Origin of the sequence: Pseudoalteromonas rhizosphaerae (assembly GCF_028885455.1) — a bacterium.
GTDB lineage: Bacteria > Pseudomonadota > Gammaproteobacteria > Enterobacterales > Alteromonadaceae > Pseudoalteromonas > Pseudoalteromonas rhizosphaerae.
In genome coordinates, this window is the sequence record NZ_CP118496.1 from 3,134,662 (window position 1) to 3,150,297 (window position 15,636).

12 protein-coding genes are annotated in these 15,636 nt (G+C 39.6%); 7 read left to right on the top strand and 5 right to left on the bottom strand.

Annotation, left to right across the window (positions count from 1 at the left end; translation table 11 throughout):
* Positions 1–145 precede the first annotated feature (145 nt).
* Positions 146–592: a terminus macrodomain insulation protein YfbV gene (yfbV, locus tag PVK79_RS13400; protein WP_145234096.1), complete on the top strand. Its 447-nt coding sequence runs from the start codon at positions 146–148 to the stop codon at positions 590–592.
* Here yfbV and rlmA read toward each other — a convergent pair.
* From rlmA to xthA, 3 genes are read right to left on the bottom strand one after another with little or no spacing between them, the layout of a single operon-like run.
* Positions 573–1,385, bottom strand: a complete 813-nt coding sequence (rlmA, locus tag PVK79_RS13405; protein ID WP_145233741.1) for a 23S rRNA (guanine(745)-N(1))-methyltransferase — start codon at positions 1,383–1,385, stop codon at positions 573–575. The genes yfbV and rlmA overlap by 20 nt on opposite strands.
* A complete protein-coding gene (locus tag PVK79_RS13410) occupies positions 1,382–2,029 on the bottom strand; it encodes an energy-coupling factor ABC transporter permease (protein WP_182730992.1) in 648 nt (215 codons plus the stop codon). The genes rlmA and PVK79_RS13410 overlap by 4 nt, the downstream gene beginning before the upstream one ends.
* A gap of 29 nt (positions 2,030–2,058) precedes the next feature.
* Entirely contained in the window at positions 2,059–2,865 is an 807-nt protein-coding gene (xthA, locus tag PVK79_RS13415; RefSeq protein ID WP_182734793.1) for an exodeoxyribonuclease III, read from the bottom strand.
* Positions 2,866–3,112: 247 nt separating this feature from the next.
* On the opposite strand from xthA, the gene PVK79_RS13420 reads away from it, so the two are divergent.
* From PVK79_RS13420 to rluB, 3 genes are all read left to right on the top strand, one after another.
* On the top strand, positions 3,113–3,544 hold the full coding sequence (locus PVK79_RS13420; RefSeq protein WP_145233745.1) for an exonuclease III: 432 nt from the start codon (positions 3,113–3,115) through the stop codon (positions 3,542–3,544).
* 169 nt (positions 3,545–3,713) lie between these two features.
* Positions 3,714–4,304 carry an SMC-Scp complex subunit ScpB gene (scpB, locus tag PVK79_RS13425; protein WP_149981032.1) on the top strand — a complete coding sequence of 197 codons (591 nt, stop codon included), beginning with the start codon at positions 3,714–3,716 and terminating at the stop codon, positions 4,302–4,304.
* On the top strand, positions 4,301–5,170 hold the full coding sequence (gene rluB, locus PVK79_RS13430) for a 23S rRNA pseudouridine(2605) synthase RluB (RefSeq protein ID WP_145233749.1): 870 nt from the start codon (positions 4,301–4,303) through the stop codon (positions 5,168–5,170). Before scpB ends, rluB begins: the two co-directional genes overlap by 4 nt.
* A 212-nt stretch (positions 5,171–5,382) precedes the next feature.
* On the opposite strand, the gene PVK79_RS13435 is transcribed toward rluB, so the two are convergent.
* Positions 5,383–6,129, bottom strand: coding sequence for a YciK family oxidoreductase (locus tag PVK79_RS13435; protein WP_182734863.1), 747 nt, complete (start codon positions 6,127–6,129; stop codon positions 5,383–5,385).
* A 250-nt stretch (positions 6,130–6,379) separates the two neighbouring features.
* Between PVK79_RS13435 and PVK79_RS13440 the strand changes: the two genes are divergently transcribed.
* Both PVK79_RS13440 and sohB read left to right on the top strand, forming a co-directional pair.
* The gene (locus PVK79_RS13440) at positions 6,380–8,851 is read left to right on the top strand and encodes a VolA/Pla-1 family phospholipase (protein ID WP_257325885.1); all 2,472 of its coding nucleotides are present in this window, start codon (positions 6,380–6,382) and stop codon (positions 8,849–8,851) included.
* A gap of 96 nt (positions 8,852–8,947) precedes the next feature.
* Entirely contained in the window at positions 8,948–9,964 is a 1,017-nt protein-coding gene (gene sohB / locus PVK79_RS13445; RefSeq protein ID WP_182759807.1) for a protease SohB, read from the top strand.
* A gap of 69 nt (positions 9,965–10,033) precedes the next feature.
* Here the strand turns inward: sohB and PVK79_RS13450 are convergent, their stop codons facing one another.
* Positions 10,034–11,365, bottom strand: a complete 1,332-nt coding sequence (locus PVK79_RS13450) for a dicarboxylate/amino acid:cation symporter (RefSeq protein WP_257325888.1) — start codon at positions 11,363–11,365, stop codon at positions 10,034–10,036.
* 204 nt (positions 11,366–11,569) lie between these two features.
* Here PVK79_RS13450 and PVK79_RS13455 point away from each other — a divergent pair, with 204 nt between their 5' ends.
* Positions 11,570–15,439 carry an Ig-like domain-containing protein gene (locus tag PVK79_RS13455; RefSeq protein ID WP_257325889.1) on the top strand — a complete coding sequence of 1,290 codons (3,870 nt, stop codon included), beginning with the start codon at positions 11,570–11,572 and terminating at the stop codon, positions 15,437–15,439.
* Positions 15,440–15,636: the final 197 nt, after the last annotated feature.

Below are 15,636 nucleotides of genomic sequence, written 5' to 3' on the forward strand. Positions count from 1 at the left end.
TGTTTTAAGGTAAGTTTAAACCATGATCAAAAACACGTTTTGGACGAAAAAGGTGGAAGGGATTTTACACAGGAATGTTACCGTGAATATGATACACTCATTGCGGTAACATTAATAAATATACCAGCGACACCTAGGAGTCATGATGCAAAAAAGTGTGATGTCACAAGTCCAAACTGGTCGTGAATATGCAAAAAAATGGCCTATGCGTAAAGAATTAGCGCCTCTGTTTACGGAGTTTAGAGTGATCAAAGCCACCGAGCTGGCAATTACAGTAATGCCGATTTTGGCAATGCTCACTTTATTTATGCAAATTAATTATTTAGGCAGCAGTTTTTTACCTCAAGCAGTCGCTATCGCGTTGTTTTTTTTATCTCTACCGCTACAGGGATTGTTGTGGTTAGGCAAGCGTGCAGATACTGTACTTGAGCCTGCGATGGAGCATTGGTATAAAGAGCTCCATACGAAAATGGTAGCCAATGGCTACCAAGGGCATGTCCCTAAAGATAAACCACGTTATGCAGAGTTGGCCCATTTACTCAATGATATGTTTGATAAAATGGACCGCGCGTTTACCCGAGAGAATCTGTAACACGTTTAAATTGACTAACATAAAATGACAGGGTGACGACTTGCTCACCTTGTTGTTCTAGTTGTTGCCAATGTTCAGGACGAAACTTCCAAGCAAAGGGAGTCATAGTGATCAAGTTCTTCACATCTTTAAATGGCAAGCTTATCTGTTGTTCTAATAATGTTTGCTCTATAAGCTCAAACCCTACAGGCGCAGCAATCGGTGTATGCGCATTGACGTCTCGGTAAATATAGTGCTTGAGTTCTTTTAAATGCCAAGGGCCAGGGCTTGCAACTACCAATGTAGCGTCTGGTTTTGCTAATCGAGCCAATTCAGCATCAAATAATGGGGCAAAAATACTCACTAATACATCTGCTGAGCCATCATTAAATGGAGCTTGGCTGATTGATGCAACGCTAAAATTACAATTACTGTATCGCTTTGCAGCATATTTAACTGCTGATTTTGATATATCGACGCCATAAACGTGTGCAGTACATGCATTGGCAATCGCATGAGTATAAAAACCTTCCCCGCACCCTAAATCAATTACCTGTTGTGGTGCTTGCAGAGCAACTCGCTGTGCAACGGCATGTTGTAAAAACTGGTAGTGCCCAGTGGTTAAAAAAGCACGCCTTGCTTGTACCATGTCAAGATTATCGCCAGGTTGCTTAGAGTTCTTTTGTTGCACAGGTAATAAATTCACATAGCCTTCTTTTGCAGTATCAAAGCTATGGTTGTTAATACATTTTAGCACTTTGGCATGTAACTCAAGCGATTGTTGGCAGAGCGGGCATTGGTAATCGAGACTCATGGATCTAGGTAATCCTTATCATAAAATGTTTTTACCCAATGTGGGCGATAGGTGATCAATAGGGTAATGGCCATGCCGTTTAACATCGCTTCAGGAAAGCAAATAATGACACATAAATAGAGATAGTTTTCACTTAATTCAAACCAATTGTAATTGCCGGTTAAATAATAAAATAAGCTAATGGTGATAATCTTAAAGCAGGCGATGAAAGCGGCGCAAATAAAAGTACATACAAAAATGTAAATGAAAAAATGCCGTGGTAATAGGTTATAACACAGTATAAATACCCCATAACTGACTAAAATGGGTAAGTAAGCGGTTAACAATAAGTGGATAGGTAATTGCGCAATGCTTATTTGATTGAAAGCCGTTAATAGCAGACTTGCTAGGGTGGCGCTCAATAATGCAAAGCGCCAGCCTAAAATAAGCGTTATGGCAGTTACACCTAAAATATGCAGTTCAAGACCGGGTAATATGCCGGCTTTAATTCGCCACAATAAGGCAAATGCTAACGCACAGACAAATAGGCCTGTTTGACGGGCTGGCGTGGTTATTAAATGTTGGTAGTGTGACTTATTGACACTCGACCAAAAAATACAGCCGATAACAAGCCAAGCAATTGCCTGAAGTTCAATGCTTATTATCGGGATTGTCGTTAGCTTATCCATTAGCGTTAACTAAAGGTTGACCATATTGGCGCATGATCTGATGGCTTTTCAATACCACGTAATTCATAGTCAATTCCCGCTTCAATACAACGAGCAGCCAAAGTTGGAGTCGCTAGGATAACGTCAATGCGTAGACCACGATTATCATCAAAGCCTCGAGAGCGATAATCAAACCAAGAGTACTGTTCGCTTGTGTCTGGGTGAAGTTCACGGAAGGTGTCTGTAAAGCCCCAATCTAGCAAGGTTGCAAGCCATTGACGTTCTTCAGGCTGGAATGAACATTTGCCAGTTTTTAACCAACGCTTGCGATTAACCTCACCAATGCCAATATCAAGATCAGTAGGAGAAATATTGATGTCGCCCATGACAATGACATCCTCGTCGTTACTGTGGTGGCTTTGTAAGTGAGTCATTAGATCACGGTAGAACTGTCGCTTATACGGAAATTTTGTTTCATGAGTAATGTTATCGCCTTGTGGAAAATAGCCATTCATTACGGTTAGATCACGGCCATTTTCTTGGCTAACAGTGACGCTGATCATGCGCTTTTGTGATTCATCAGTATCTGTTGCGAATCCTTTAACCACAGACTTAGGTTCAGTTTTGCATAACATAGCTACGCCATAATGTGCTTTTTGACCATGAAAATAAACGTGGTAACCCATATTTTGAACATCTTCGAGTGGGAAAGCTTCATCATGTACTTTTATTTCTTGTAAGCCGATTATATCAGGCTGATGTTTATCTATGATTGCTTGTAATTGGTGCAGACGAGCTCTCAGCCCGTTAATGTTAAATGAAATTACTTTCATGGCTTGACCTTTAATTAGAGTTATCTTTTGCAGATTATGGCAAATTCTACCATCAATTAGCGTATGGTACATGCGCTTATTTATAATAATAAGCCGCTCAATTGTTGAACAAAGTATGAATTTTGATTAAACATTGTTAACGCTTTTTTAAATAAAAAATTAAATAGATAATTCGGTTGATTTGTAAACTTCGGTCTATATAATGCGCAAAAATTGCTCACAATATAACTCCACTTAAAGGTAAATCATGAAACTACAATTATTAGCATTATTCGTCGCAGCGACTGCTTTCTCTGAGACTGCCAGTGCAGCACATTATTATAATGCTGATCATAAAATTGAATCTAAATTATGCTCAATCAGTGCTAACGAAGGATTTACTGCAGCACGCAAAGTTGCAGCCCAGCACGGGGTGTATTTATCACGTTATTCAAAAAGTATTTTGTGTAATGGTGATGATATTCGTGATATTGCAAAAAAAGTGGATGATAAAGTTCGCCAAGAAAAAGTAATTGAAGTGTTTGCTAAAAACTCACAGGCAGAAACACAGCTATGTATTACTGCCTTGAAGCAAGGTTTGGCTCCAGTGAAAGAAAAAATAGCAAACTTAAACTCATTGATCTGTAATGGTGAAGTGGTTACTGAGTTTGTGAAACGATATCAAGGTGCGACAATTTGATTAAAAATGTAACGCACTAGCTCGTTTATCTAAAATAGCAGCGCTTTAATCGCTGCTATTTTACATTTTTATAGAATAACTTTTCCAACCTTTGCATTGATCTGGCATAATAGCGCGCTGAATATACCGCAACGTCTTGGTGCCTATGGTGACAAAATCTGCTACGAAAATGGCTACGAAACGAATCAGTGATGAGCAGCTTGTTGAGATCATTGAAGCGGCGATTTTTGTTGCGGGAAAACCAGTCAGTAAACGGCATTTAAAAGACACCGTATTAACTGAGTTAAGTGTGTCTATGACACGTATTAACCTCGCGATTGAACAGATCCAAATTCATTATCAAACCCGTGGTATTCGCTTAGTTGAAGTCGGTAGTGGATTTAGATTTCAGGCGTGTGCCAGCTTAGCCCCTTGGTTAAATAACCTTTGGCAAGAACGGGCGCCTAAATATTCCCGTGCACTATTAGAAACTCTTTCGCTTATTGCTTATCGTCAGCCGATAACTCGGGGCGAGATAGAGCAAGTACGTGGAGTGACCGTAGGCTCAACTATTATTAAAAGTCTGCTCGAGCGTGAGTGGATACATGTTGTTGGTCATAAAGAGGTGCCAGGTAGGCCCGCTTTATATGCCACAACCAAACAATTTTTAGATTATTTTTCGTTAACAGGTTTAGATAACTTACCGCCACTGCCAAAACAGCAGCAAAGTAAAATTGACCAGTTATTGAGTGATCCTTCTGTGAGAGAACTATCCGAATGAGTATACAAGGTGAAAAGTTACAAAAAGTCTTAGCAAGAGCGGGCGTAGGTTCGCGACGTGAGATGGAAAAATACATTGATGCAAATCGTGTCAGTGTTAATGGTAAAGTAGCAAAGCTGGGTGATCGTGTTGAAGAAACCGACCAGATCCGTGTTGATGGCCATACGGTAAAAATTGAAGAAAAAGCTGAACGTATCTGTCGCGTTGTTATGTATAACAAACCTGAAGGTGAGTTATGTACACGTAAAGATCCTGAAGGACGTAGAACGGTATTTGACCGCCTGCCGCGCGTTGATGGTGAACGTTGGATTGCTGTTGGTCGTTTAGATATAAATACAGCAGGTTTAATGTTGTTCACCAATGATGGTGAGCTTGCTAACCGCTTAATGCACCCAAGTTACGAAGTAGAGCGTGAATATTCAGCACGTGTATTTGGTGAAGTAACAGCAGAAACTATCAAAAATTTAACCAAAGGGGTTGAGCTTGAAGATGGTATGGCAAAATTTCTTACTATTAAACCACTGGGCGGCGAAGGTATTAACCGCTGGTATAATGTAACGCTGACTGAAGGGCGTAACCGTGAAGTTCGTCGTTTATGGCAGTCTCAAGACGTTGAGGTTTCTCGCCTTATTCGTATTCGTTATGGTAAATTAGAGCTCGATAAACGTCTACCACAAGGTGGTTGGGCTGAGCTAGATTTAGAGACTGTAAATTACTTACGTAAAACAGTTAAGCTTGGCCGTGAAACGCAAACAAAATTATCTGTTATGCCTGAAAAACGCAAAGATAAGCGCGCTAAAATTAATCAAATTCGTAAAGCAGTCAAAAAACATAATAATCGCGTTAAACAAACTAAACGCCGTTAATATCTGCCTTGCATTAAAAAAGCCGCTAATTAGCGGCTTTTTTATGTTTAGTACTTGGTTTATACCAATTGACTTAAATATTTAACCATTCTAGCGGGCTAAATAAAGTGCTAATTGCGTTAGTAATTTAACAATACATGTCAAAATTCCGGCCTTGTTATCACTGTATTTATCTGTCGCTATAAATGCTCAGTAACTTAACACGACTGGTATTATTTCTTTGTTTGCGCGTCTAATGATTGACCATTGACGTCTTTTGAATCATCACTCATTAAGTATAAATAAGTTGGCATTAAGTCTTCAGGGCAGGCTAGTTTATCGCGATCTTCGCCTGGATAGACACTGGCACGCATAGCTGTGTGGGTGGCGCCGGGATTAATACAATTTATCCGGATATTCGTTTTACCAACTTCACATGCCCATGTTTGCATCATTCCTTCAACTGCAAATTTTGAAATGGCATACGCGCCCCAAAACTCACGACCTTGGCGACCAACCCCAGAAGAGGTGAAAATAATTGAAGCACTTGGAGATTTACGTAAAACTGGAAACATATATTTTGTGATCATCGCTTGAGCGGTAACATTCACTTTCATGATGTTATCAAACGTTGATGAACAAAAATGCTCAAGTGGACCCAGTGAGCCAATTATTCCTGCATTATTGAGCAAGCCATCTAGTTTACCAAATTGCTGTTCAATGGTAGCGCCTAAATCACGAAAGTTTTGTTTACTTGCACCTTTTAAATCCATCGGTACAATCGCAGGTTTTGGCCCGCCAACGGCAATGATTTCATCGTATACCGCTTCCAGTTTGCTGGTGGTTTTACCCAATAATATAACCGTTGCGCCATGTTTGGCATAAGTTATTGCAGCCACTCGGCCAATGCCGTCACCTGCACCAGTTACTAAGATCACTTTGTCTTGTAGGGCATTATCAGCCGCTTTATAGGTTTGCATAATAAAGGTCCAAAAAATCAATTTGATTGATTTTAACATAGCAAAACACCAAGTTATCGAATTTATTGCAAAATAAGGTGGCGAAATTTGAAACTTTACGTTAACTTTAACTGGTCTAATGTCTTATTAATAACCTAATTACATTATTTTAACTAAATATTACGCGAAAACTTAAAAGAATTAGTAACAAAATTAGCTACACTTATTTATCAACACACATAAAAAAAAGATTACGTGCGGAGCAAACAATATGAAAAAAATGCTACTCTCACTTGCAATTACAGCTGCTCTAGCTGGTTGCGGCGGCGGTGAAACGTTAGAAGATGTTAAAAATGATACACCACCAGTTATTCCATCAGCTACAGTGAAGTTTGATCCCGCAAATGGGGTTATTTCAGTACCAAATGACTTATTAATGAGTGGTACAAAAGATGGCACTCTAAACATTCCTAAAGAACTTGATGACAATGGGGTGTCAATTACACGTGCAGAATACGCAAATCCTAGCTTTGCATTAGGTGCACTGGATGGCTGGTCTAGCCAAGTTCCTTATAAAGTAGATCTTTCCTTTCCTGCGAATGTTAGCCTTGATGAAAGTTCGGCTGGTGCGCCGGGGTCTGTGCGTATTTTTGAAGTTGTTATGGGCGCTAGTTTAACAGATGCAGATTGCGCAGCTGTGCCCGCTGGAGCCGGATGTAAATTATTAGGTGAATTAACCTTTGGCGTTGATTTCATCACTAAAGCAAGTGGCAATGCGGTTGCTATTATTCCATTAAAACCGTTTAAAGCTGGCAGCTCATATATTAATGTGCTGACGACTGAGCTTAAAGACTCATTAGGGCGTTCTATCGAGCCTTCATCAACTTATGGTTTGGTGAGTGAAGAGACCCCACTGATAACCGAGAGCCAGTTAGCGCTCCAAGGCGTGGTAAACAGTTATGAAAATGTGGTCACCTCAGGTGGCACTATTAGTAAAGATGATATTATTTTTAGTGGTGCGATGACGATTCAGTCTGTTGGTCCGGTACTTGGTACGATTAAAAAGTTACTAGCAGCGAGTTTGCAAAACCCAGCCTTGCCAACACCAATGGTTCAAATCCCAGAGCAACCAATGCTAACGGTTGAGCAAGTCTTTGCTTCACAAGGTGTTACTGGACTTTCGCCAGCATTTGCAGGTGTTCAATATCAAAAAGGTAGTGTGACACTGCCTATGTATTTATCTCAACCTGAGGGGAAAGAAATTGCAAATTTGGCCGATACATATTGGCAAGGCATGTGTTCAAGCCCTGTTGCCGTACTTAATCAGCAAGCAGCTGATAAAGCGCTGCGCGAAGCAGGAAAAGAAGATGAAATTGATCCTACAATGTTTGATGTTGGTCCATATGAGCCGCTCTGCCAAGGTTTAAGTGAGGGGAGATTACATGATTACCCGAAAATTGATATTACTCGTCACTTAACGAAATACAATCCGATCCCTAAAGTGCAAAGTCAGCAAGAAGTACCTGTTCAGATAACTAAACCTATTTTGCCTGTAATAAACGCTATCAGAACACAAAGTCTTGGTATGTCGGCACTTGAAATGCCAGCTGGTGGTTGGCCGGTGGTGATAATGCAACATGGTATTACTTCTAAAAAAGAAGATATGTTGGCATTAACGGCTAGTTTAGCGATTCAAGGCTTTGCAACGGCCTCAATAGACCATCCAGTGCATGGTGAACGTGGTATTGACGTGGATGACGATGGTAATGATGATTTTAATGCATCAACAGGCTCTGTCCTGGCGTATATGAACTTGCAATCATTATTAGTCGCGCGTGACAATTTAAGACAGTCTGCAGCTGATTTACTTGCTTTACGTCTTGGTCTAAACTTTACAAACGATACATCACTTAACACTTCTGATGTAGTGTTTATTGGACATTCATTAGGCTCAGTAGTTGCTCCCGCTTTTGTTACTCAAGCAAATACACCTTTAGATAGCCAAGTTGATGGTCTGTTCAAAGTCAATAGCGTCGCACTTGCTAGCGGTGGTGGTGGGATAGCCAGCTTCTTACTAGAATCGGCGAGTTTTGGCCCATTTGTTCAAGGCTCAGTATTGCTATCAGCTGGGACATCTGAATCTGCTGAGTTCCAAGCTTATAGAGAGAGCTCTGCTGTATCAAATTGTGGTGAAGCAGTTTCTACGAGCGAGAGTATTTCATGTGGGTATGGAGAATATTACACTTCGCTAAATGCAGCTGGTGAAATGACTAAGCTAGCTAACATTCAAGGTGTAATGAGTCAGTTCTCATTTGCAGCACAGACGGCACTTGATAGCGGGGATCCTACAAACTATGCATCTGCTATAAAAGCGCTTGGCACACCTGTTTATATGAATGTGGTAGTTGGAGATGGAGAAGTTAACGGAAATAAACCAGACCAAGTGATTCCACCAATGACTGTAAACAATCCAATTGCAGGCTCACTGCCACTTGCTAACTTAATGGGTTTAACGACAGTAACCCAGTCGCAAGCGCCTACTGACGATGGTATGAGTTATTTAGTTAAATTTACCAAAGGGCATCACAGCTCAGTACTTACACCTGAACCGAATGCAGCCGCAGGCGCGACGGCTGAAGGAAGCGCTGCCGCGACAAGTGAAATGCAATTACAGATTGCAACTTACTTAGTAACTCGAGGTCGTGCGTTATCTATTCAAAATACCGAGATTGTCACTGATTAACTTTTTAGAGTATTAAAATAAATGAAAAGCCACTGAAAAGTGGCTTTTTTTTGTTTGAATGGTAAATTAGGTCAAATTTTTGTTTGGAGAATACGATTGGAATTTCTATATGAGTACGGGCTGTTTCTAGCTAAAACGGCGACATTTGTGATTGCCGCCGCTGCGGTAATATTAATTAGTGTCGCTGCAGCGATAAAGCCTAAAAGTAAAAAAGGTGAGATTGAGATTGATGATATTTCTGAGCAGTTAGATGATTTGAAAAATGATTTTATTGAAAGCACCTTATCTAAAAAAGCATTAAAAGCACACCATAAAGCACAAAAGAATGATGCTAAAAAAACCACTGATGAACAGTCGAAACCACGATTATATGTACTTGATTTTAATGGTAGTATGGATGCTCATGAAGTCGATAGCTTACGTGAAGAAATTACCGCAATTGTTGCAATTGCCGATCCTAAGCAAGACAAAGTGTTGGTTAGGCTAGAAAGTGGTGGAGGGGTGGTTCATGGCTATGGACTTGCTGCTTCCCAGCTACAACGCATTAAAAATAGAGGTATTCACCTTACGGTTGCGATTGATAAAGTTGCTGCCAGTGGTGGTTACATGATGGCCTGTGTCGCTGATGAAATTGTTGCCGCACCGTTTGCTATCGTTGGCTCTATTGGTGTGATAGCACAAATTCCAAATTTTAATAAAATTCTGAAGAAAAACGATGTTGATTTTGAACAAATCACTGCGGGTGAGTTTAAACGTACCCTAACTTTATTTGGTGAAAATACAGATAAAGCACGGGAGAAGTTTAAAGAAGAAATAGAGCAAACTCATGACTTATTCAAACAGTTTGTTAGCAGTCAACGGCCAAGTTTAGATATTAACTTAGTGGCAACAGGTGAGCACTGGTTTGCGACTCAAGCGCTTGAAAAAGGTCTAGTCGATACCATAGAAACCAGTGATGACACATTACTTAAGTATCAAGATGAGCGACAAATATATAAAATTAAATATAAAGTTAAAAAGAGCTTAAGCGATAAGCTTGCTATCGGGTTGAGTAACACTGTTAACAAAACCGGTATATCATTATTGTCTCGTTTAAAAGGGCTAAACCCATAAAGGTTTCCGTTATTAAATGATAAAAAACCCGCAAATTTGCGGGTTATTTTCATTTTTACACGCACAACTTTAGTCAGTTGATTTGTGATAATCCTCTAAGTCTTTTGCTGCATTAGGGTCGTTAAATACTGTCTCATCTAGTTCACCTTCAGATTTAGCCACTACACATGTCACCATGCAATCGCCCGTTACATTGACCGCTGTGCGGGTCATATCAAGTAACCTATCAACGCCAATAATTATGGCAATGCCCTCAACAGGTAAACCAACTTGATTCAGGACCATGGCAAGCATGATTAATCCTACGCCAGGAACACCAGCGGTGCCTACAGACGCTAAAGTGGCGGTTAAAACTACCATTAAGTAATCTGAAATTGTTAGATCAACACTGAAGACTTGTGCAATAAATACCGTAGCCACACCTTGCATGATTGCTGTACCGTCCATGTTAATAGTGGCACCGAGTGGAATTGTAAATGACGCAACTGAATTTTTTGCCCCTAATTTTTTAGTGGCTGTTTCAAGTGTAATAGGCATTGTTGCACTTGAACTTGAAGTGCTAAATGCAAATAAACAGGCGTGCTTCATTTTTTTCAAAAAGATAACAGGGTTTAATCCAGTTAAAAATTTCAGTAATAAACTGTAATTAATAAATGCATGGAAAAATAATGCAGCCACAACAACACCAAAATATTTAGCTAAGCTGACTATCAAGTTCAACTCGATAGTAGTGAAGAGCTTTGCCATTAAACAGAATACCCCATAAGGAGCTACGTTCATTAATAGGGTAACTAATTTTAAAATCACGGTATTTAAATCTTCAAAAACAACCGCTACTCGTTTACCTGCACTGCCGCCAAGTGCCATGGCAATACCAAATAGTAATGCAAATACAATAACTTGTAACATGTTTCCACTGGCCATGGCATCAATTGGATTGGTTGGGAACATACCAATGATTACTTGTGCAAGAGTTGGTGCTTCTTTTGCGCTATACGTCGCTTCAGAAGGTAAGTTAATCCCTTCCCCTGGATTAACTAATAATGCCAAGGTAATCGCAACCGTAATTGCAATTGCGGTAGTAATAAGATAAAGAGCGATTGATTTACCGCCTAAACGGCCTAATTTTTTCGGATCACTTAAGCTACATGTACCACAAACAAGTGAAACAAATACCAGTGGTACAACTAACATTTTCAAACTGGCGATAAAAATTTGTCCACCAATATGAAATAAACCATCAACAAAAAAGCCTTTAATTGGCAAAGAGAATAATCCAAGTGGGATTAGATAATCGTCTTCGCCAGCTAATATTGCTTGGAATATGAAGCCTACAGCAACCCCCAGAAACATACCTATCATGATACGGGTGGTTAAACTCATTGAACGGATTTTTGACATATTAACAATCTATTTTTTATAAATTTGCCATAGCCTACCAGCATGCAGATTTTTATACAGAAAAAATCGATAAATATGAAAAAAAAATATGGATCAAAAAAACAACAAAAAACAAATAAAAGTTGTGATTTCCAAGCGTGTTATAGGTTAATATTGAGTAAATGTATTATTTAAATAATTAATAACAAAGCTAGGGAGAGGGCAATGCCTTTAATGCGATGGCTCAGTGTCATACTGTTAAGTTTTTTTATCACTGCGTGTGGTGGCGGTGGAACACTTGAAAAGGACGGTGGAGGCCTTGATGGAGGGGGCACTGATTCTCCTTCATATACACTAAGTATTAATGGTTTGTCAGAAACCACTGGTGAAGCTGCTAACGACGTTTCTTCTGAACAACGTTTAGTGCTCGTGGCTAAGTTATTGAAAGATGGTGTAGCAGCACCTAATGTAATTGTCACTTTTACTACTGATGGCGGATATGGTGTGCTTGATCCTGAATCAGGCACTGTCAAGACTGGAACTGATGGTAGCGCTAAAATATACCTTTCCGTGGGTAATACAGCTGGAGCCGGTACCGTTAATGCGTCGGTCACAATTAATGGTGAAACGTTTAACACCACAGAGCCTTTTACTTTTACGTCGAAAGGTGATCAAGACAGTACAGCCCAAGACACTTATACAGTTACTCTTCAAGGCTATAGCCAAGATACCGGAGCAATTTCAAATAGTGTAACAAGTCAAGCGCCTTTAGACTTAAGAGCAACTTTAAAGCAAAATGGCGAAATAGTCGCTGGCAAGCGTATTTTGTTCACGCTGACAGATGGGATTGGCCTATTACAGCCCACAACAGGCTCAGCATTAACTCAAAATGATGGTATTGCGACAATCGAACTTACTGCAGGTAAAGATGCGGGAGCAGGTAAAGTGACTGCCACTTATAATGTCGGTGGGGAGTCTTATTCTGGAACTTTTGATTTTCAGACTACGGGTGGCCAGGGTAGTGATACAGGGGTCTCGGGTACTATAACTCTAGAGCTAAATATCTTAGATCAAAATGGAGCAGTATTTACAGAGCTAAATCCGGTTAGTAAAGATAATAAAGGTGTTGTTTCTGCTACATTAAGAGATGATGGTGTGCCACTTGCTTCTCAATTAATTAGTTTTACATCTAAATTCACGGGTAAAATCACCCCAGAGTTAGGTACTGCATTAACTGATCAGAATGGTGTAGCCGTAGTAACACTAAGCAGTGGCAACTTCAAAGGAGCTGGTCAAGTTGTTGCAAGCTATGAATCTGAAAGTAACGAGATAATAACAAAAACAGCTGGCTTTGTTTCAAATGGTGACGATGCTCCGGTTGAAAGTGCTCAAGCAGAATTAGATATTAAACTTCTCCAAGGGTGTAATGCTAATTGGGATACAAATCGCAATACTGTCGCATTAAATCCGCTAGACCCTTCTAGTGGTTGTACAGTGACCAATACATTTTCATCCGATTCACTTATTGACGTACTCATTAAGGTTGTAGACACCAGTAGTGGTGATGGTATTTCAGGGATTATTGCTGAGTTATCTACAGATTTAGGTCAATTACTTCCTGATTCAGGAAAAGCCTTAACTGATAACTTTGGATTTGCGCTATTAAAACTACAACCAGGAGCAAGTAGTGGAGCCGGTACTCTAACTGCTACAGCAAAAGATACAAACTTAAATAAAGCATTTTCAATTAGTACGGCAGAATTAAAAGTATCAATAGATAATGGCTTGCCTAATTTATTAGATAGCTTAGGTAATCCAATTGAGGGTCAATATCAGCCACTAGCTGCAGGTGCAACAACCGTTATAACTGTTGAAATTAGAGATACTAATGATGATTTAATCGTAACGCCTTTTGATGTTCAGTTTACATCAAGTTGTGTTGAGAGTGGTAAATCAATTGTTGATGAAAAAGTGATCAGTATTGGTGGTATTGCTACGTCAACATATAGAACAAATGGCTGTAAAAGTGCACAAGGTGATACTGTTATTGCAACAGTATTAACAGGGGGCACGCCCGAAATAGCGTCAGTTAATATTCCTGTTTCTGAAGCTGATGTGGCGTCGATTGAATTTATTTCAGCGACTCAAAACGTAATTGCGTTAAAGGGTACTGGTGGTGTTGGTCGTAAAGAAAATAGTGAACTAACATTTAAATTAATCGACAAAATTGGCCAAGATGTTACGAGTAAACGCTTAGATTTCCGTCTTACTTCTACTAATGGTGGGATCAGTTTATCGCATCATAGTGTTGACACTGATGCTGCTGGCTTGGCCCGAGTTCAAGTGAATTCAGGTTTTGTGCCGATGGCAGTGCGAGTGCAAGCATGTTTTATTCCTGATGAGCAAATACCAGCCGATCAAAATGATAATGTAACTTGCTGGCAAGATGTATATACGCAATGCCAAAAAGCAGAGGCAGACCGTGACCAAGGAGTAAGCTGTCCAACAGGTAACTTGTCGTTGGTGTCATTGGATCAGCAAATTATCACCGTGTCTGATTTACTCTCTATTAGTACAGGGCTTCCTGATAATAATAGTTTTACCGCTTCGATTACTAACTATGCTACAGAGACTTTGCAATACGATAATGAAACGTTTGATATAACAGTGCTCATTGCAGACCATTTTAATAACCCGGTTCCAGATGGTACCTCAGTGTATTTAACAACAGAGGGGGGCGCTATTGGTACTTTAGATGGTGAAGAGGGCAATCCACAACTAGAGTGTCTCTCTGTTGATGGTGCATGTACAGTGCAATGGCGAAGCCAGAACCCTAGACCATTTACTGAAAATAAATGGGGAAATAAATTATCTGATTACAACCCTAAAAAGCTGCTACGTGTTAAAGCAAAATATTTGGAGGATATAGTTGGCGTTACTAATCCTACATTTGTACAAAGTAATGCCGTCACACTTACTCAGTTAAATGCAAATGCAAATTTTGCAGGATTGGTTGAAGAAACACGTAACTGCGATTTATATAAGAATAACCCTGCGCCTTGTATTGATGGGATTTTGAATGCTAACACGAATGAATTAGGTGTACCGCTTGGGGCACGTGCTACAGTTTTAGTTACAGCTAAAGGGCAAGAGTCTTTTATTGATATTAATGGTAATGGCCTATTCGATAGCAATGAATACTATTCAGGCTATGACTTAAATGAAGCGTTCGTTGATCATAATGAGAGCGGAACTTACGACGGTTTATCGGCAATTTATGACCCAGTGACAGCTTCATTAACTAAAGATGCACAAAGCTGTACAGATGGCTCAGATACTGATCCATGTAGTGAGTTTGCAACGAACGGAGCCCATTTTGAGGAGCCAATAGGTGATATAGACTCTAACGGTATGCATACATTACTAGATGGCAAATATAATGGGTTATTATGCACCGAAGCAGCACAGGCTGCTAACATGTGTAATAAAGAGCTTATTGATGTACGCCGTTCATTTGAAGTTATTATGTCCGGCAGTACAGTTTATTACCGTTTTGTAATTGACAAAGAATCATTACGTAATAAGTTTGCTGCGGCGTTAGCTGAAATTGAGTTAGATGACGCTGGTAATCCCACTGGAAATCTTTCAATAAATGCTCTGGGAGTAGCCAATAGTATTGATAGCTGTGAAAACATCACTAATCAATATGATGTTGGGACTACATCTGAGGTGATTCTTGGTCTTGAGGAGAGTGTTAACGATCAAATGTGTGATATCACAGAGCTCAATATTGCAAGCTATGATTCGGGTGTTCAGTTAGCTTCGTTATCTTTTAATTTTTATTACTCTGATATTTACAATAACCCGTTAGCTGCGGAAACAAATGTTGAGATAAGTACAGAAAACGGAGATTACAGTGGTACAGACGGATTTGTGATTGGCAATTCTTCAGCAACAAATGCTGCATTAATTGGCCTTTCTATAAGTCGTGAAGCGGAGCCGAATAAAAAATCTATTGGATTTTTAAAGCTTTCATTTACTTCGCCTAAAGAGAACAATACCACTGCACAATTACAAATTAGTGATGATGGTTAGCTAGTTTCAAACATTTAAATAAAATAAATGCCAACCATAAGGTTGGCATTTTTGTTGCTATTCTATATATTCCACTGCAAATACCTTAAAACACCGTTTTGTCTAAATTAACGACAATAATTGTTTAATTATTCATTAAAAGCAGAAAAGTTTGTATTAAAAGCTTGTAACAATTGGTGTTTGTAGATATACCTATA

What these genes read in the sequence shown, in the direction of transcription:
- PVK79_RS13450 (WP_257325888.1), bottom strand. Translation starts at nt 11,365, where the DNA reads ATGTCAAAAATCCGTTCAATGAGTTTAACCACCCGTATCATGATAGGT.
- PVK79_RS13435 (WP_182734863.1), bottom strand. Translation starts at nt 6,129, where the DNA reads ATGCAAACCTATAAAGCGGCTGATAATGCCCTACAAGACAAAGTGATC.
- PVK79_RS13440 (WP_257325885.1), top strand. Translation starts at nt 6,380, where the DNA reads ATGAAAAAAATGCTACTCTCACTTGCAATTACAGCTGCTCTAGCTGGT.
- scpB (WP_149981032.1), top strand. Translation starts at nt 3,714, where the DNA reads ATGGCTACGAAACGAATCAGTGATGAGCAGCTTGTTGAGATCATTGAA.
- rlmA (WP_145233741.1), bottom strand. Translation starts at nt 1,385, where the DNA reads ATGAGTCTCGATTACCAATGCCCGCTCTGCCAACAATCGCTTGAGTTA.
- rluB (WP_145233749.1), top strand. Translation starts at nt 4,301, where the DNA reads ATGAGTATACAAGGTGAAAAGTTACAAAAAGTCTTAGCAAGAGCGGGC.
- PVK79_RS13420 (WP_145233745.1), top strand. Translation starts at nt 3,113, where the DNA reads ATGAAACTACAATTATTAGCATTATTCGTCGCAGCGACTGCTTTCTCT.
- xthA (WP_182734793.1), bottom strand. Translation starts at nt 2,865, where the DNA reads ATGAAAGTAATTTCATTTAACATTAACGGGCTGAGAGCTCGTCTGCAC.
- yfbV (WP_145234096.1), top strand. Translation starts at nt 146, where the DNA reads ATGCAAAAAAGTGTGATGTCACAAGTCCAAACTGGTCGTGAATATGCA.
- PVK79_RS13455 (WP_257325889.1), top strand. Translation starts at nt 11,570, where the DNA reads ATGCCTTTAATGCGATGGCTCAGTGTCATACTGTTAAGTTTTTTTATC.